General features: G+C 52.8%; 20 protein-coding genes. 8 read left to right on the top strand and 12 right to left on the bottom strand.

Going from position 1 to position 17,372, the window contains the following annotated elements; genetic code table 11:
• The first annotated feature begins 30 nt into the window (after positions 1–30).
• Genes AOY23_RS05820 through AOY23_RS05810 form a run of 3 tightly spaced genes read left to right on the top strand, consistent with a single transcriptional unit; the run spans position 31 to position 1,777 of the window.
• On the top strand, positions 31–858 hold the full coding sequence (locus AOY23_RS05820) for a winged helix-turn-helix domain-containing protein (RefSeq protein WP_054178737.1): 828 nt from the start codon (positions 31–33) through the stop codon (positions 856–858).
• A gap of 28 nt (positions 859–886) precedes the next feature.
• Positions 887–1,333 (top strand): hypothetical protein, encoded by a 447-nt coding sequence (locus AOY23_RS05815; protein WP_054178738.1) that lies wholly within the window; start codon positions 887–889, stop codon positions 1,331–1,333.
• 48 nt (positions 1,334–1,381) lie between these two features.
• A complete protein-coding gene (locus tag AOY23_RS05810; RefSeq protein ID WP_054178739.1) occupies positions 1,382–1,777 on the top strand; it encodes a lysozyme inhibitor LprI family protein in 396 nt (131 codons plus the stop codon).
• On the opposite strand, the gene rutR is transcribed toward AOY23_RS05810, so the two are convergent.
• Both rutR and AOY23_RS05800 read right to left on the bottom strand, forming a co-directional pair.
• Positions 1,774–2,412 (bottom strand): HTH-type transcriptional regulator RutR, encoded by a 639-nt coding sequence (rutR, locus tag AOY23_RS05805; protein WP_054178740.1) that lies wholly within the window; start codon positions 2,410–2,412, stop codon positions 1,774–1,776. The genes AOY23_RS05810 and rutR overlap by 4 nt on opposite strands.
• Before the next feature lie 91 nt (positions 2,413–2,503).
• Positions 2,504–2,671, bottom strand: coding sequence for a con-10 family general stress protein (locus AOY23_RS05800; protein ID WP_054178741.1), 168 nt, complete (start codon positions 2,669–2,671; stop codon positions 2,504–2,506).
• A 384-nt stretch (positions 2,672–3,055) separates the two neighbouring features.
• On the opposite strand from AOY23_RS05800, the gene wrbA reads away from it, so the two are divergent.
• Both wrbA and AOY23_RS05790 read left to right on the top strand, forming a co-directional pair.
• Entirely contained in the window at positions 3,056–3,652 is a 597-nt protein-coding gene (gene wrbA / locus AOY23_RS05795; RefSeq protein ID WP_054178742.1) for an NAD(P)H:quinone oxidoreductase, read from the top strand.
• 36 nt (positions 3,653–3,688) lie between these two features.
• Complete coding sequence (locus AOY23_RS05790; RefSeq protein WP_038154557.1) at positions 3,689–3,916, top strand: YccJ family protein; 228 nt, start codon at positions 3,689–3,691, stop codon at positions 3,914–3,916.
• Between the two features lie 88 nt (positions 3,917–4,004).
• Here the strand turns inward: AOY23_RS05790 and agp are convergent, their stop codons facing one another.
• The gene (agp, locus tag AOY23_RS05785) at positions 4,005–5,246 is read right to left on the bottom strand and encodes a bifunctional glucose-1-phosphatase/inositol phosphatase (RefSeq protein WP_054178743.1); all 1,242 of its coding nucleotides are present in this window, start codon (positions 5,244–5,246) and stop codon (positions 4,005–4,007) included.
• Between the two features lie 572 nt (positions 5,247–5,818).
• On the opposite strand from agp, the gene AOY23_RS05780 reads away from it, so the two are divergent.
• The 3 genes from AOY23_RS05780 (at position 5,819) to AOY23_RS05770 (ending at position 8,648) form a co-directional block, all read left to right on the top strand.
• The gene (locus tag AOY23_RS05780; RefSeq protein ID WP_054178744.1) at positions 5,819–6,646 is read left to right on the top strand and encodes a winged helix-turn-helix domain-containing protein; all 828 of its coding nucleotides are present in this window, start codon (positions 5,819–5,821) and stop codon (positions 6,644–6,646) included.
• Positions 6,639–7,121 (top strand): hypothetical protein, encoded by a 483-nt coding sequence (locus tag AOY23_RS05775; RefSeq protein WP_054178798.1) that lies wholly within the window; start codon positions 6,639–6,641, stop codon positions 7,119–7,121. Before AOY23_RS05780 ends, AOY23_RS05775 begins: the two co-directional genes overlap by 8 nt.
• A 138-nt stretch (positions 7,122–7,259) precedes the next feature.
• The gene (locus tag AOY23_RS05770) at positions 7,260–8,648 is read left to right on the top strand and encodes a diguanylate cyclase (protein ID WP_054178745.1); all 1,389 of its coding nucleotides are present in this window, start codon (positions 7,260–7,262) and stop codon (positions 8,646–8,648) included.
• 39 nt (positions 8,649–8,687) lie between these two features.
• Here the strand turns inward: AOY23_RS05770 and hybG are convergent, their stop codons facing one another.
• From hybG to AOY23_RS05725, 9 genes are all read right to left on the bottom strand, one after another.
• Positions 8,688–8,942, bottom strand: coding sequence for a hydrogenase maturation factor HybG (gene hybG, locus AOY23_RS05765; RefSeq protein ID WP_054178746.1), 255 nt, complete (start codon positions 8,940–8,942; stop codon positions 8,688–8,690).
• A gap of 22 nt (positions 8,943–8,964) precedes the next feature.
• Positions 8,965–9,306 carry a hydrogenase maturation nickel metallochaperone HypA gene (gene hypA, locus AOY23_RS05760; RefSeq protein ID WP_054178747.1) on the bottom strand — a complete coding sequence of 114 codons (342 nt, stop codon included), beginning with the start codon at positions 9,304–9,306 and terminating at the stop codon, positions 8,965–8,967.
• Positions 9,299–9,787 carry a hydrogenase-2 assembly chaperone gene (gene hybE / locus AOY23_RS05755; protein WP_054178748.1) on the bottom strand — a complete coding sequence of 163 codons (489 nt, stop codon included), beginning with the start codon at positions 9,785–9,787 and terminating at the stop codon, positions 9,299–9,301. The genes hypA and hybE overlap by 8 nt, the downstream gene beginning before the upstream one ends.
• Positions 9,780–10,274 carry a HyaD/HybD family hydrogenase maturation endopeptidase gene (locus AOY23_RS05750; protein WP_054178749.1) on the bottom strand — a complete coding sequence of 165 codons (495 nt, stop codon included), beginning with the start codon at positions 10,272–10,274 and terminating at the stop codon, positions 9,780–9,782. Before AOY23_RS05750 ends, hybE begins: the two co-directional genes overlap by 8 nt.
• Positions 10,274–11,977 carry a hydrogenase 2 large subunit gene (gene hybC, locus AOY23_RS05745; RefSeq protein WP_054178750.1) on the bottom strand — a complete coding sequence of 568 codons (1,704 nt, stop codon included), beginning with the start codon at positions 11,975–11,977 and terminating at the stop codon, positions 10,274–10,276. Before hybC ends, AOY23_RS05750 begins: the two co-directional genes overlap by 1 nt.
• A complete protein-coding gene (gene hybB / locus AOY23_RS05740; RefSeq protein WP_054178751.1) occupies positions 11,974–13,149 on the bottom strand; it encodes a Ni/Fe-hydrogenase cytochrome b subunit in 1,176 nt (391 codons plus the stop codon). The genes hybC and hybB overlap by 4 nt, the downstream gene beginning before the upstream one ends.
• The gene (hybA, locus tag AOY23_RS05735) at positions 13,139–14,122 is read right to left on the bottom strand and encodes a hydrogenase 2 operon protein HybA (RefSeq protein WP_054178752.1); all 984 of its coding nucleotides are present in this window, start codon (positions 14,120–14,122) and stop codon (positions 13,139–13,141) included. The genes hybB and hybA overlap by 11 nt, the downstream gene beginning before the upstream one ends.
• A gap of 2 nt (positions 14,123–14,124) precedes the next feature.
• Positions 14,125–15,243 carry a hydrogenase 2 small subunit gene (hybO, locus tag AOY23_RS05730; protein ID WP_054178753.1) on the bottom strand — a complete coding sequence of 373 codons (1,119 nt, stop codon included), beginning with the start codon at positions 15,241–15,243 and terminating at the stop codon, positions 14,125–14,127.
• A 683-nt stretch (positions 15,244–15,926) separates the two neighbouring features.
• The gene (locus AOY23_RS05725; protein ID WP_054178754.1) at positions 15,927–17,321 is read right to left on the bottom strand and encodes a cytochrome-c peroxidase; all 1,395 of its coding nucleotides are present in this window, start codon (positions 17,319–17,321) and stop codon (positions 15,927–15,929) included.
• Positions 17,322–17,372 lie beyond the last annotated feature (51 nt).

Raw genomic sequence — 17,372 nt, 5'->3', positions numbered from 1 at the left:
AAAGTTTATTTCTCTGCCGGTAACTTACGTATGCTTTGGATAATCGACGATAACATCGAGTTTGTACCCGAAAAAAACAAACTGGCTTCCCTGTCAAGGCCGGAACTGTCGGTATTGTTAACCCGCCCGGCCAGCCGTTGCCTGGTGTTGCTGCTGGAAGCGGCGCACAGTGTGGTATTGCACCAGACCTTTTTTGAAAAGGTGTGGCCTGACGAACTGGTGCAGGTGCCGACCAATACCCTTTACCAGAACATCTCTATCGTCCGTCGCGGGCTGCGTACCGTGGGGGAAACCGATAAAACCATTCTCGCGACGGTGTCGCGCCGGGGCTTTCAGATTGAGAGCAACGTGAAGGTGGTGCGCATCAGCGCTGAGGAATATCACAACACGGCGCAGGTGGAAGCCCTTTACGAGCCGAAAACCACGCCGGACGCCACCGATACACAGCGCATCGTTAAATCGCTGGCGAAGCCCCGCCGTCGGGTCTGCGTGCTGCGTGATAACAAATGGCCCGCGCTGCATATGGTCGCGGCCTTTTTACTTGGCGCGCTGGCCGTCTACAGTGCTGCTCTTTTTACGCCTGACGACTCGTTGTTTGAGCATTACACCCTGTTCGAAAGCAGCAACGGCTGCCACTTCTATTCCAGGGAAGATGAAATCGATGACAGGAGCTCATTTCAGGAAAATAAAGCCACCATCATCAAAACGGGACTGGACTGCAAGCGATACCCGTGGGTGTATTTCCCGTCATCCAGCTCATTGCCCGCGTTGACGGCGCTGATTTGCCAAAAACCTTATGACGACGCAAACGATTCTGGTTGCGTTTCGCTCTATTTTCGTGGGGTAGCTCGTGACTAGAACACAGACAACGCTGGGTTGTCTCATTATGTTGGTATTAGGAGGCGCGCTCTCTTACCACTTCACTTTTCAGGTCGAGAAGATCTACAAGCCGGAACGCTGCTCGGCGCCGGTGCGCATCTATTCCGGCAATGTGAGCGCCTATCTGGTGCTGGATTTTATGTATTCGACCAACAATAACACTGGCGTGGTATCGGTGAGCGGAACCTACCGCGAAAACAATAAAGTGGTGGGGACGGTGCGCCGCGAAGTGGCTTATAGCTGGACCGAAAATAAAAACGAGGTGCGCCTGCATTCGACGAGCATCAATAAAATGTCGAATGATGAGTCGCTGCCGGACAACGTGATGGATGACATCCTGCCGGATTTTTACGTCTATCCTGATAAAAACATTACCTATTCCATTCTGCCGCAGGATGAAAAGGGGTTCCTGTTCACGGTTGGGCAACGTCCGATTTTCTTCTGCGCGCATTGAAACGCAGAACAGGTATACTACGTTTCATTATGAAATCGGGAGATGATAATGAAACGTATACTGATTATGTTTAGCGCCCTGGCGTTCAGCACCGGTGCACTGGCCGACGAATGCGCCAGCGCAAGCACGCAGACGGAACTGAACACCTGCACTGCCGCGCAGTATCAGGCCGCCGATAAAAAGCTCAACCAGACGTATCAGGATGCGCTTAAGCGTGCGGTACCGGCGCAGCGCGAACTGCTGAAAAAAGCGCAAAACGCGTGGATTACGCTGCGTGACGCGGACTGTACGTTTATGAGCTCTGGCGCCACGGGCGGCAGCGTCCAGCCGATGATAAACAGCCAGTGTCTGGCGGACAAAACCGTCGAACGTGAAGCGTTTCTCGCCTCGCTGTTGCAGTGCGAAGAGGGTGATCTGAGCTGCCCGCTGCCGCCGGGAAATTAACGCACGCGGATCCCTTCGATGATCATCCGCTGTACGTTTTCTACTGTACGCTGAAAGAAGGCCTCGTCTTTCAGCGTGGCACCAGTGACCGCTTCCACCTGGGTGGCGAAATCGGCGTAATGCTGGGTGGAAGCCCAGATCATAAAAATCAGATGGTGCGGGTCGACGGGCGCCAGCTTACCGCTCGCTATCCATCCGGCGATAATCGCCGATTTCTCGTCAATTAACGTTTTCAGATCCCCGGTCAGTTCGCCCATCAACAGCGGCGCGCCCTGCAACATCTCCAGACAGAACAGCCTTGAGGCCTCCGGGTAGTCGCGGGACACTTCGAGCTTCAGCCGGATGTACTCTTTGATGGCCACCAGCGGGGTAAAATCCGCCTGGAATGCGCGCAGCGGCGCCAGCCAGATATCCAGAATGTGCCGCAGCACCGCGATGTACAGGGCTTCTTTGGAAGGAAAATAGTAGAGCAGATTGGTTTTCGAGACACCCGCCTGTTCCGCCACCTGCTCGAGTCGGGTGCCGTGGATGCCAAATTGCGAAAAGGTGTTCAGCGCCGCGTTAAGAATGGCCTGCTTTTTTGCACTCACCGCCTGTGAACGCTTACCGGTTTTTTTGACTGCGCCCTGCGCCATGCACCCTCTCCTTTTGTTATGCGCGGACAGGATAACAAAAGAAAAACCGCCGGGATATCCCGGCGGCTGGGGTGTCACAGTCACTCAGCAATTATTTGCTGCCGTGGCTGTTTTTGCCCCCTTTTTTGCCTGCTTCAGAGGCACGCTGCGGATCATTTTTAAAATTACCGCCGCTGTGCTGACCACCTTTACGACCTGCTTCTGATGCTCTGTCACGGTCTTCGGCAAAATTGCCGGCTCCACCACGATGGTTTGCCATAACTAACCTCCGGTTATGTGAAAACATTAGACATCATACTGCATTCAGTAAAAGAGAATTCTTTCACCTGCGACGTAGGGAAGTATTCCCTCGCCGTGGAACTAATCTTAGTAAAGCTGGCCCGGACAGCCAGTCAGTCGAAATATCCTGCAACAGGATCTCCGACTTTCGGGTGACTTTCCCGCCTCGCAATCAATAAGCGTCTCTTATCACTGCCAAAAGCGGTAAGGCGGAAAATGTATCAAATTACAACAAAACCGAAATTTGACATTTTTGTTATGAATCAAAGAAGTGATTGTGATAGTTGCACTCTCAGCCACACGACATATCTTTAAAGGAGGGCAGCCACAGGCTGTTAACTATGAAAATCGAGGAGTGAAGCAAATGGCAAAGATTTTGGTGCTTTATTATTCCATGTACGGACACATTGAGACCATGGCGAAAGCGGTGGCCGACGGGGCAAACAAGGTTGACGGTGTTGAAGTGGTGGTAAAACGCGTCCCGGAAACCATGCCTGCTGAGGTTTTCGAAAAAGCCGGGGGTAAAGCGCAAAACGCACCCGTTGCCACGCCACAGGAACTGGCTGACTATGACGCTATCATCTTCGGCACACCAACGCGCTTTGGCAACATGTCGGGGCAGATGCGGACTTTCCTCGACCAGACTGGCGGATTATGGGCTTCCGGCGCGCTGTACGGCAAACTGGCGAGCGTCTTTAGCTCAACAGGAACCGGCGGCGGTCAGGAGCAGACCATCACCTCCACCTGGACGACCCTCGCCCACCACGGCATGGTCATTGTGCCGATTGGTTACGCGGCGCAGGAACTGTTTGACGTTTCCCAGGTACGCGGCGGCACGCCATACGGCGCGACCACCATTGCTGGCGGTGATGGTTCACGCCAGCCAAGCCAGGAAGAACTTTCCATTGCACGTTATCAGGGTGAGTACGTCGCCGGACTGGCGAAAAAACTGAACGGCTAACGCTAACCTTCAACCGAATTCCACAGGAGGAGACACATGCCGAGTAATGAAGCAAAGGCACATCACGTAGGCGAATGGGCAAGTTTGCGAAACACTTCTCCCGAAATTGCCGAAGCCATTTTTGAAGCCGCGAAGTATGACGAAAAGCTGGCGGAAAAAATCTGGGAAGAAGGCAGCGATGAAGTATTGATCCGCGCGTTTGAAAAAACCGATAAAGACTCGCTCTTCTGGGGCGAACAGACCATCGAACGTAAAAACGTCTGAGCAACTGATAACCTGAGCCCCCGCCGCTGGCGGGGGTTTTTTTATCGCCTCAGTTCAATACCCCCTCAACGATTAAGGGGCGAAATTGTTATTTGACCGCCTGAGTCATCACTTCTTTGAATTTATCCATCGGGCAGAAACCATTAGCATCGACCGGGCAACCATTCAGCGCCAGCGTGACACGTTGCGGCGGGTTTTCCAGAGTTAATGGCTCGGCATTCCGCAACTGTTCTGTGCTCTGATAGACATATTCAATTTTCATCAGTTCACGGTTGGCTTTGTCGTCATGCCAGCGCTGGAAGACAATTTTACCGCCGATGGGTGTGCGCTCATACTGGTTCGGCAACTGATAGGGCTTGAAATCCAGCGCGCGGATGAGCGAAGCAATGTTGGAGTCGTGCCCCGCCAGCATGGTGATTTTCGGCGCATTCGCCACATCACTCACCAGCACTTTATTGATGTATTTCACCAGCGGCGCTGAGACGTTGCGCGCCACTTCCGGCGAGGTGAAGAGGCTGTCCTGATAGCCATTTTTCAGCTTCGACAGGACGCGCCACTGCTGATCGGTTTTGATTTTCCCCCAGGCCACCTGATCCAGCGGGAAACCTTCATAGTATTGCAGCGTGAAGGCATCCACTAACGAGTTACCCACTTTCAGCGGACCGTCAACGCCGGGCTCTTTTTCATAATTAGCGCTGAAAGTATCTTTCGCATCAATCAGTGAGCAGACCTTTTTTTCTTTACAGGCGGGGGAATCCTGGTAATCAGCGATTTGCGCCAGTAACTGATAACTGTCGTTGAGCTGCATTTTCTGGCGCTCATTTTCCATCGCCTGCAACGCTTTCGCTTTAAATTCCGGCGAGTCATCGGTGATCACCGGGTTGAAGGTTGGGTCCATGGTGCCCATTTTTTCCTGATGGTGAACCGGCACATCACACCCCGGGAAGGCACCAGCGATAAAGAACTGTGCGGTTGCCACGGTACGTTGCAGACTGTTCGCGTAGGCATAAACCGTCTGCGGCGCCGGGCATTCCGTGGTGGTCACCATCGCCTGCTGCGCCAGCCATTCACGCATATAATGGCCCATGTAAACTTCAAGCACACCGCCCTTGGTGGTTAACTCTCCGCCCGGCACATCCCATTCCGGCCATTTGTCCGGCGTGGACTGCTCCAGCACGCTGCCGTTATTCGCCAGCGGGGCGCGCAGGTTATGGCGGCTCATGATCAGCACCTGTTGCAGCTTATATCCATCAGCCGCGCTTTGCGCCTGGACACCCGAGGTCATTAACATCGCGCCGACAACTGCGCTGGTAAGTATCGTCTTATTCATCCCTACGTCCTCATTGTGGTAATCATTCGGTTAATTGTGACAGATTTATGACGATTTTCCGGGGGATAGTTCGCAAAGCAAAAGAACAAAGGTGACATTGCGCGCTATTTAACCGAGCAAAAACACACCGCAACACCTGCTCAGGAAATAAATAATTTGTTAACTTGCTCGCAAATCCTGTTATTATTTAAGAAAAATCTTAATCGTGTAAGTTACACCCGCTTCAGACCGATAATAAACTCTGAAATGCGACTTTGGCGGACAGAATGACTCGTTAATAAGGTTTAACTATCACCCGCCCCACCTGTAAAGGTTACAGATTCTTGCCATAGACTAACTACCTGTTAATTCTCATTAAATATTTTTAGTATGATGTTATAAGGCTGTACTTATTTTTTTCGATTATTCTTAGCTGACCTGGGGTTTTTGCATTTTTAAAAATGTGTTTCAGTTGAAAATGTGCGATACTTATAGCCGACTGTAAGTACACAGTTTTTTGCCAATTTATGAGTCTGAACTTTCATTTCCGTTACAACTTTATATGCTGCATTTAAATACATGGTGACTGATGTATGTTATGGATTATTAACAATAACATTGAGTTCAGGCCAGAAAAGAACAGACTGTCGTCTGTCACTAACCCTGAACTAAGCGTAATACTTACCACGCCTGCCAGTCGCTGTCTGACCCTTTTACTGGAAGCTGCACCGGAAGTGGTACCGCAGCAGGATTTCTTTAAAAAGGTCTGGGAAGACGATGGCATGCTGGTGCCTGCCAATACGCTATATCAAAATATTTCTATTGTTCGCCGTGGGCTGCGCACCGTGGGTGAAACCGAAGGGACGCTGATTGCCACTGTCCCGCGCAAAGGCTTTCAGATTGACAGCACCATTAAAGTTGAACAGATCGAGGAAATAGCCGGAACGGAAGCTGCCGGAAACACCGTTGATGATGTCGAAGTCGCTGGCGATAATGCCTTACGGGATGTCACGCCACCACCGGTATCAGAAACGACTGACAGCAACAGGAATAGCAAACGCGCGCGTAACCTTCGCGCGTTGCTGATGGTGTTATCGTTTATTGTCGGCGCGCTGATATTCCAGTATCCGTGGTATCTGACCAACGAGAAGAATTTCTTTGACAACTACCGGTTATACGAAACGGTGAATGGTTGTCAGTTCTTTTCCCGTAGCGATGATATCGACGGCAGTGACAGTTTCCAGAAATACAAAACTGCGGTCATGAAAACCGGCGTTGATTGTAAAAAGTATCCGTGGATTTACTTTTCCTCTTCCAGCACCGCGCCTGCGTTGTCAGCGCTGATTTGCCACAGGCCCTATGAGCGAAAATCAAATTCCGGTTGTATCACCCTCTATTTCCGGGGGCTGAATGATGAATAAGAAAAGAACAGCCGCAGTGTGTGCACTGCTTTTCGCACTCGGCGGCATCGCCGGATACGCTTACCACCGGCAGAGCGAGCGCATGCTCGACCCCGAAAAATGCACGGCATCGGTGGTGGTTTATTATAAAGATGTGCGGGCAAATATGACGCTCGACTTTATGTACACCCTGGAAAAACGGACCGGTGTGGTCGCGGTCAGCGGCACGTACTACCAGAACGACAAACCGCTTGGCGTGATCCGCCAGGACGTCGCTTACACCTGGACGGAAAACAAAGATAACCTGCGTTTTCACTCCACCCGGGTGCATAAAGTGACCAACGATGCGGTCGTCTCGGACGAGCTGCTTAATGATGTGTTACCCGATTTTTACGTCTATCCGAACAAAACGATTAGCTACACCATTCTGACGCAGGGTCATCGGGGTTTTATATTTACCGTGGGTAAACGCCCTATTTTCTTCTGCGCGCATTAATTTTCTGACGCCACGCCACGGGGTTTTCCCGTGGCAAATCGTCATGTTATCTGTCTCCATGGCTGTCGGTTATACCGTCCCGCAAATTTTCAGACTTCGATTATCATTAAATGAGGTTCGAATACGGAGTAAGCCAAGATGCAAAGCTATGTCGCCAGAGTAAAAGATGAATGGCTCGGCCTGATCCGGGAAACCGAGCCACATATTCATGACATGGCTCGGGGACTGGGCGAAGATAATGCCCGGAATCTGAGCGAAATTTTTTACAGCAATATTCTTACCGATCCGCAGGCCGTCGATTTTCTCACCAATGAACAGGTCGAAACACATCTGAAAAAATCACTGGTGATGTGGTTAAAGCGTGTTCTCTCCTGCTCGGAGAATGACGTCGATGAGCTGATTGCCATCCAGCAACATGTGGGCGAGATCCATGCCCGCATTGGTATCCCGATACAGTTAGTCGATATGGGCGCGCGGATCTTAAAGCGTAATCTCATTCCGCTGATCATCGAACGCCACGGCAGTGACAGCGACAAAATTAAGCTCCTGAGTTTTTCATTAAGCAGCATTGATCTGGCGCTGGAAATCATGGCGCGGACATTCACGTTTGGTGAAAACAGCAGCATGAAAGAGGATGAAAACTACCGCATCTTTTCGCTTTTTGAAAATGCCGAAGAGGAAAAAGAGCGGCAGATTGGCAGCCTGCTCAGTTGGGAAATGGATGTGATGTATAACGTGATGCTGGAAGCGGATCTCGACAGTATTCAGCTTCTCAGCCGCGCGGATTTCGGCCTGTGGTTTAATCATAAAGGCCGCCATTATTTCAGCGGTATTGCCGAAGTCGGTTATATTGCGAAATTAATCCAGGAAACCGATCAAATATTGATAAAAACGCGAGAAGCGTCCCGGACCTTTCGGCAAAAAAATATTCGCAATGATTTTATGCTGAAAGTTAAAAATAACACGACACAAATTTCCGTCCTGTTACGCGGGCTCTTTGATGATGTGTCCAAGCATGAAGTCGGCATGGATGTATTAACCAAACTGCTGAACCGGCGTTTCCTGGCAGCCATTTTCAAACGCGAAATTACCCATGCGAATCGCGCCGGATCCAACCTGTCGGTATTGCTGATCGATGTTGATAAGTTCAAGGAGATCAATGACGGTCATGGGCACGCGACCGGTGATGACATTTTGCGCAAAATTTCCCAGGTCTTTTATGACAACGTTCGCAGCAGCGATTATGTTTTCCGCTACGGCGGTGACGAATTTCTGATTGTGCTGACCGAAGCGACACCTGCCGAGACCATGCACATTGCGGAACGTATTCGGGCGAAGGCCACGAAACAGGCAGTAATAACGCCGGACGGAAAACAACTCACCACTACGTTATCCATCGGCGCGGCGATGTTTCAGGGACACCCGGACTACGAACGCCTGATTCAGGCGGCGGACGAAGCCCTGTATGTCGCGAAACGTAATGGCCGAAACCGCTCGGAAATGTACACCCCTGAAAATAAAGCGTGATTATATTCCCCTGGCGATGCCCGTCGCCGGGGAACTGATTTAGTTCGTCTGCACCGGCTCCAGCCCGCCAATCTGTTCGAGCGCAATTAGCGTTTCCCGCGCTTCCACTTCGTCGATGATGCTCATGGCAAAGCCGACATGAACCAGCACCCACTGACCCACCAGCGCCGCCGGATCGCCTTCGCACACCAGAGCAATATTGACGCCGCGCTTCACGCCGCACACTTCCACTTCCGCCATCTGGTGGATATCTTCACCCACCGACAGCACCTTTCCGGGAATGCCAATACACATCGTTAACTCCTGAATGACGACGTTATTCCACTTCGATACTCTTCACCACCAGCATGTCGCCGCTGCCGATACGCAGTCGCGCACCGTTGCAAACGGGACAGCGGGCGTCCTGACTGGTCACTTCCACTGCCTGACTGCAGTCCCAGCACCACGCCTGCGCCGGTTTAATGGCGATATGCAGCTCGCATCCCTCCGCCACCGTGCCGCGGCAGACACTGTCAAAACTGAAGCGCACCGCGTTTTCTTCCACGCAGGACAGCGCGCCAATCTCCAGCCAGACGCCGGTGACCCGCGCCACATGATGCTGCGCGGCCTGTTGCTGTATCACTTCGACCGCACTCTGACAGAGGGACAGCTCATGCATGTTCATCGCTCCGGCGGCCAAACAGCAGCGCGCGACGGCTGGCATGTACGGCGTAGGGATCGCTCACCGGGATTGAGAGCAGCATGCGCTGGCAGTCTTCCGCCAGCCGCACGCCCTGCTCCGCCGTCAGGTTATGATCCAGCGGCGACATCAGTGAACAGGTCAGATACTGTGACACGCCATCCAGCTCGCCAACGGTAAAGGTCATGGTGCCAAAGGGCAGCTTAAGCCCGATTTTTTCACTCACTTTCCGTTGCGGCCAGCGTTGATCCGGTCCGGGGAAAATCAGCGCGCTCAGCATCCATGGCGTCACCACGCAACCGACCCACTGGCCTTCAAACAGACTGAAAGGAGACACATGCACCGGCATGTCGGGATGCAAAAACGAGAGGTTCTGCATCGCCTCACGCGAGATGACCTCAAACGCAGCCTGTACCGCCTGCGCCGGGCTGTCTGAGAAACCGACAATCTCATTATCCATAACATGCCTCCCTGGACACCACCTCCACGCCGGACTCGCGCAGCGCTGCAATCACGTGTTGCAGCGCGGGTTCCAGCGCCGTTTCAGCTTCGGCAGTCATCCCGATTTTGGGTTCGAGTGACGCCGGAATGACGCCAACCAGCGTCAGCTTACGGGGGAATTCCCCCGTAAAACGTAATGCCGAGAGCACATCTGACAGACCGAGTTGGTGCGGCGAAATCTTGTTGGTAAACAGCGCGGGAACGTCATCATCACGCAGGATTAAGATGTCCCCCGGCACGCCTTTGCGCGAGATAACCGCATCGGCGATGATCAGGTGATCCCTGTCCGCCATCTCGCTCAGCAGCTCCATGCCCGCCGTCCCGCCATCAAGAACATCGACGTAGTCCGGCAGTACGTACCGTTGCTCAAGCGCTTCAACAATACGTACGCCAATGGCTTCGTCAGTCAGCAGAATGTTACCGACACCTAACACTAATATCCGCATTACAGAACCTTCACTGAGACCACTTCATTTCCATCAGCATCCACCACATGCACCGCGCAGGCCATGCACGGGTCAAAGGAGTGGACAGTCCTTACCACTTCCAGCGGTTTTTCCGGATCGGCAATCGGTGTACCTACCAGCGACTGCTCGTACGGTCCGACATCATCGTTAAAGTTACGCGGCCCTGAGTTCCAGGTTGTCGGCACGACCGCCTGATAGTTGCTGATTTTCCCGTCCTTAATGACCACCCAGTGCGAGAGCATCCCGCGCGGCGCTTCGAGGAAACCAACGCCTTTAAACTCCGCATTGGCCGGGATATCCGGTTTCACGAAGGTGACGTGGTCGCCTTTACCGATGTTTGCGATCAGCGCGTTGAACTGATTCTCCAGGATGTGTTGCAGTTCGCAGCAGTGCACGGTACGCCCGACGATGCGACCCAGCGTCGAATGCAGTTGCGCCACTTCAATCGTTTTCCCGGTCAGCTTCTGGTAAATGGCGATGATTTCACCGAGCTTGTTCCAGGTGGACTCGCGTTTCGCCGCCAGTTTGCACAGCATGTTGGCGAGCGGCCCGACTTCCACCGTTTTGCCGTAGAAGGTCGGCGATTTCACCCACGAGTATTTTTCATCCGCATTCCAGCCGGTGAAATTCGGGATGGTGGTGCCTTCCCACGGCGCCTGCGGCGCTTCGTCTTTGTACCAGGCGTGCTTCGCGCTCTCCTGAATGCCCTTAATCAGGTATTCATCCGTGTGCGAGGTGATCGGCCGGTACGTCGACAGATCGCTGTCGGCGATATAACCGCCCGGGAACAGGAAGCTGCCGTTCTGGCCGTCGGTCGGGTATTCCGGCGCCGCCAGATAGTTTTTCGAGCCTTTGCCCAGCTCCAGCCATTCCGGGTAGAACGCCGCGATGACCGCGGTATCGACCTTATAAACCTGCTCAACGAAATCGCTCAGCTTGTCGATAAACGACTTGATGTACATCAGGCGCTCAAGGTTCAGCACGCCAAGCCCGTCAAGGTTGATCGGGTTCGCGACGCCACCCACGGCGAGGTTCTGAATGTGCGGTGTTTTACCGCCCAGCAGCGCCACCACGCGGTTAGCGTCACGCTGGCACTCCAGCGCCTGCAGATAGTGGGCAACGGCAATCAGGTTGACTTCCGGCGGCAGTTTCATCGCCGGGTGTCCCCAGTAGCCGTTGGCGAAAATCCCCAACTGACCGCTGGCCACCAGCGCCTTGACCTTGTTCTGTACCTTCGTGAACTCTTCCGTGCTGTTCAGGTGCCAGGTTGACACGCCTTTCAGCAGCGCCGACGCTTTCGCCGGATCAGCATTCAGTGCGGAGGTGATATCCACCCAGTCCAGCGCCGACAACTGATAGAAATGCACGATGTGGTCGTGCATGGTATGTGCCGACAAAATAATGTTGCGAATGTACTGCGCGTTGAGTGGAACGTTGATCTTCAGCGCGCTCTCGACCGCACGAACGGACGCCAGCGCGTGCGTGGTGGTGCACACGCCGCAGATACGCTGCATGATCATCCACGCATCACGCGGATCACGGTTCTTGACGATTTCTTCCATGCCGCGCCACATGGTTCCCGATGCCCACGCTTTTGACACGACGCCGTTTTCAATTTCGCAATCGATGCGTAAATGCCCTTCAATACGGGTTACCGGATCAATAGTTATACGTTGGCTCATGCTTTGCTCGCCTCATGACGATGATCGTGTTGCTTTAAAGGAGGAATTATCGGCAGTAAACGAATGAGTAAGATGTATGCACATACCTCAATTGCCACAAAACCAATAGAAATTAAAATCTCTTCCCAGGCCGGGAAGTACTGATAACCGTTGCCCGGATTGTAGGCGACCAGCGAGTAGGACAAACGCCACAGCGCACAGCCCAACAGCATGCTCAGCGCCCCGATGAACAGCATCCGCGAATCATGGAGCAGTTTCGGCACACGCAGCACCACCAGCGGGAAGGCCAGCAGCAGAATTTCCACCCAGAACATCACTGAATAGAAATCGCCCGCAAAGGCTAACCCGAGTTTGTGCCGGTAGATGAGTTCGCCAAAACGCAGCACCAGGAACAGCGCAAGGAAAATGCTGATGGTGCCCATCAGTTTTCTGAACAGCGGTTGTTCATCCGGCCCGTTTCCACGCAGGCCGCTCTGCACCAGCGATCCCTCGAAAATGACGATCGAGAAACCCATGATGAACGCGGTCAGCAGGGAGAACAGCGGCAGCATTTCATAGCTTTGCCACAGCGGATGCACTTTATGCCCGGCGACAATCATCAGTGAGCCCATTGACGACTGGTGCATGCTCGGCAGCAACGCGCCAAAGGCGATGATAAAGAACATCACTTTATTGATGCGCTTCAGGGAGACTTTCCAGCCCAGCCGCTCGAACAGTGCTGGCGCAAATTCCAGCGCCATTACGCCGATGTAGATGGTCATACAGACCGCCGTCTCAAACAGCACCGAGTTGACGTTGAAGAACCCCGGAATGTAGAAGTACGGCAGGTTCCAGTAACGACCCACATCGATGGTGATCGACAGACCACCCAGCGAATAGCCGAACAGGCTCGCCAGCAGCGCAGGTCGCACCAGCGGGTGATATTCGCCTTTGTTAAAGACATACACTGCCCAGGCCAGCGCCCAGCCGCCGCACGCGAAACCGGTGCCGATCAGCAGGTCAAAGGCGATCCAGATCCCCCACGGAAAACCGCCGTTCAGATCAGAGACCGAGCCCAGACCGAACACCAGACGCTTGCCGATAAACAGGAGACAGAGCAGTATCAGCGGGCCGAAGAACAGGATCGGCTTGCTGACGAGCTTACCGCCCAGCGGTTTCGGATCATGACTCATCGTCGTCCCCTCCGTCGTGATGGTCGTTTTTGGTGTTGCGACGCACCAGGGCGGTCAACCCCGCAAGCACGGCCAGTGGTAACACCATGCCTTTGTACAGCGTGTGCTGGATATTCTCCGAGCGCGCGCCGGTGGAGAGATCATCCAGTTTCGGCAGCCCTAACTCTTCATAAGGCACACCGGTCAGTACCAGCACCTGCGTGCCGCCACCCTCTTTCTCACCGTACAAATGCTGCTGGTAATGCGGCACCGTATGCTGATAACGGTCCGTGGAATCCACCGTCTCGCGCGGGTAGTGATACTCGTCGCCAGGCTTCATCTGCAGACGTTTTTTCGCTTCCGCCATCAGTTCTTCACGGGTACCGAAAATCACCGCCCCTGCCGGACAGACTTCGACACAGCCCGGTAATCCGCCCTTATCAAGACGCTCAACGCCCTTCTGGTTGCACAGTTCACACTTGTGAATGGCGCCGAACGGGTTGTTGTAGTCGTATTTCGGGACGTTGTACGGGCAACCGACCATGCAGTAGCGACAGCCCGTGCAGATATCAGGGTCGTACTGAACGATGCCGGTTTTCGGGTGTTTGGTCAGCGCCTGCACCGGACATACGGACACGCAGTTCGGATCAACACAGTGCATGCACTGTCTTTTGATGTAGGCATAGCCATCGTCGAGCTGATCCTTGTGCTCGCCTGTGCCGCTGTGCCACACCTGAATAATGTTATTGGTATAGGGCGACAGCTTGTCGTTGTTCGACCAGGTTTGCGGGCCTTCCGGGTTGCGGGAGGGGAAGTTGATATCCTGGCATTTCGTCACACACGCCTGACACCCCACGCAGAGCGTAGAGTCATACAGCATGCCGAGCGAGCCAGGGATCGGCGGACGGTTTTCCGCCGCCGCATGACCGGGAGAGGTGCTGCCGATCAGCAGCGCCCCACCGGACGCTATTTTCAGGAAATTACGTCTATCCACGGCTATTCTCCCCGTGAATCAGCATCGTCTTTCTTCTGCTGACGTCCCAGTTCGCGCACCGTCATCACACTGACGCCGGCTACCAGCCCCACTACGCCGCCCAACAAACCGACCGCCGTTGCCGAGACATTGCCGCCTTCCCGATTGTTGACGTCGGGTTTTTCTGAACGTGGCGTCTGATTCTCAACGTTAGCCAGTTGATGAATGCCTTTGTGGAAGCCAATCCCTTGTTCATTACAGCCATAGCACGGATGACCTATCGATACCGGCCAGACGCCGCCCACGTCGCAGAATTGCAGCGTTGAGCAGTTACCCCAGGTTTCCGGCCCTTTACAGCCGAGATGGTAGAGACACCACCCTTCGCGATGCCCTTCATCACCGAACTCTTTGGCAAAGCGACCGGCATCAAAATGCGCACGACGCTCACAGTGTTCGTGGATCAAACGGCCATACGCAAAGGCCGGACGGTTTTTCGCGTCCAGTTTTGGCGGTTTACCGAAGGTAATGATATGCGCGACCGTCGCCAGGAAGTTCTGCGGGTTTGGCGGGCAGCCCGGAATATTGATCACGGTTTTACCCGGCAATACCTCCTGAAGCCCGACCGCGCCCGTCGGGTTAACCCCCGCCGCCGCGACGCCGCCCCAGGATGAGCAGGAGCCGATGGCGATAATCGCCGCCGCATTCTCAGCCGCCTTGCGGATATGATCGATAATCGGTTCCCCAGCCACCACGCAGTAGATGCCATCGTCCTTTAACGGGATGGAACCATCGACGACCAGAACATACTGCCCTTTATACTTCTCAAGCGCGTTATGTTTGTTTTCTTCGACCTGATGGCCGAAGGCTGCAGAAAGCACCTCGTGGTATTCCAGCGAGATGGTCTCCAGCACCAGGTTTTCTACCGTCGGGTGCGTTGCACGGAGCAGCGATTCTGTACAACCGGTACACTCCTGCGCGCCAATCCAGACCACGGGCGGGCGCTGCGGACTACTGACAGATTCGGCGATGGCGGCCGCGGCTTCACTGCTTAAGCCCATGGTCGCAGCCAGCGCGGTGCAAAGCTTCATGAAATCACGGCGACTCACACCATGAGAAGAGATTAACGCATTTACTCCTTCCATTTGTTGTCATTCCTTTATGACAAGAAAGCGATAATATATGTTTATTGTCGATTAAATGATGAGATCACCTCGACATTCATAAACAAAAATATAATATTGCGGCCCTCAGGGGGCTAAATTTTCAATATTGTGAGATCTAAATCAAACAACCCCGGATTTCAGCAAAATTCTCCTTCAGGTTGCGATTGTACATTTTTTTCGTTGCAGTATAATCCGATCGCTTCAATTTTACTTTATTTAAAACGCCTTAAAAAAACTAATAAAATCAGTTAAGTAACTTAAAAAACCATCCCTCAATACCCCTTTATGGGTATATTATGAGCTATTATTCATTTTACTGATTTACATCAAAGCACACTAAGTAAAATCTATTTTCTTCGTTCTGCAATATAATCCTGAACACACTAAAATCAAGGTCTTTTTTTGCGGAATAAATAAACATTTGGCGAGTAGAATCTTAATAAATTCCTGGATTTTGCTGACTGCGTTTTGTCATTTTTCAGGCGAGATATTTGCTGAAACGTTACTATTTGCGAAGAGCTTCACATTAAACCGGTAATGAAAATAATAATAATTCCGGCTCGCAACCCACTTTGCCCCCCGTTCCCCTGACATTATGGTGTGCAAACGTAAGAATGAAAAATGCCGTGCATCAGATGACGCACGGCATGAGGAAACGGCGGTTACTGCACGGGTTTATAGGGGGTATAAACACCGGTCAGGCTTTCAAGGAAGGCAACGATGTCATCAACGTCCTGCTGCGGCAAGTCAGTGCCAACCTGATAACGCAACATCAGTTTGACGGCGCTATCCAGTGACGTGACATCACCACGGTGGAAGTACGGCCCGGTCAGTGTCACGTTACGTAAGCCCGGCACTTTCTGACGCAGTTTGTCGCGGACTTCTTTGGTGACATTCATGCGGCCAATATCCGCGGCCGTCACTTCACCAAAGTTAAAGTCCTGCTTCAGTCCTAACGGTTCAAATGAACGACCACCCAGAATGATACCGCCATGGCAGGTCGCGCACTTGTTATCTTTAAACAGCTGATAACCGTGTAACTGCTGCGCCGTCATCGCCTTGTCATCGCCACGTAACCACTTATCAAACGGCGAATCGGGCGTGATGAGCGTTTTTTCAAATTCGGCAATCGCGTCGGTAATGGTGTCACCGCTAAAGCCGCCAGGATAGACCGCCAGGAAATCCCGTTTCAGCACCGGGTCTTTATCCAGTTTCGCGACGATATCGTCCCAGGATTTAGACGCCATTTCGATCGGGTTCAGCGGCGGACCACCCGCCTGAGCCTGCAGCGATGGCGCACGACCATCCCAGAATTGCTCGATGTTAAAGGCTGAGTTGAACACCGTCGGTGCGTTGATTGGCCCGACAGCGCCACCCACACCCACTGACGTTTCTCTTCCATCCACCCCACCCGCATTCAACGCGTGGCAATGCGCACAGGAAATCGTGCTGTCGCCGGACAAGCGCGGATCATGGTAGAGACGGAAGCCCAAATCGACTTTCCTGTCATCGACAGGAACGCTTCTGGGGATCGGTTGCACGGGTTCGTTACGATGCTGCGCCGCAACATCGGCACTGGCATAGTTCTTTTCACGCTGACCGGCAACCCAGCTCAGAATATCCGCCTGCTCTTCCGGGCTGACACTGGCGCTCCAGTGCAGAGAAAGATAACGTCCGGGCGGCATGGTCTGATGCTGCATGACCCACTCAATTTTATTCAGCTCACTTTGTGGAACAGGGGTATCGTCAATCAGTGCTTTACGCACCGCCTCCAGGTTAAAGGATTTATATCCGAGTTGAACGTCGTATTCCATCAACTGCTTCGCAACAGGAAATGAGGCATAAAAAGGTAATTCAGCAGACGGCGTGTGACAATAATCACATCCCTTTTCACTGAAAAACCCAAGTATTTTATTATTTCCTGCAACTGCCGAAGCCTGAGTGGGATTATTTTTACTTCGTTGGCTGTCATAATGCGAGATATATCCAGCCAGTCCCAAATAACACACCAAAACGACAACAACGATGGCGGCTATTATATATTTAACCTTTTTCATGAGTCTGTCCTTTGAGGTATTGCGCCAGGGTTGAATACATTCCCTATATTT

Source organism: Trabulsiella odontotermitis (genome assembly GCF_001297775.1).
GTDB classification, from domain to species: Bacteria; Pseudomonadota; Gammaproteobacteria; order Enterobacterales; family Enterobacteriaceae; genus Trabulsiella; species Trabulsiella odontotermitis.
Note: the sequence above shows the minus strand (reverse complement) of the source record. Positions and strands in the feature narration are given on the sequence as shown.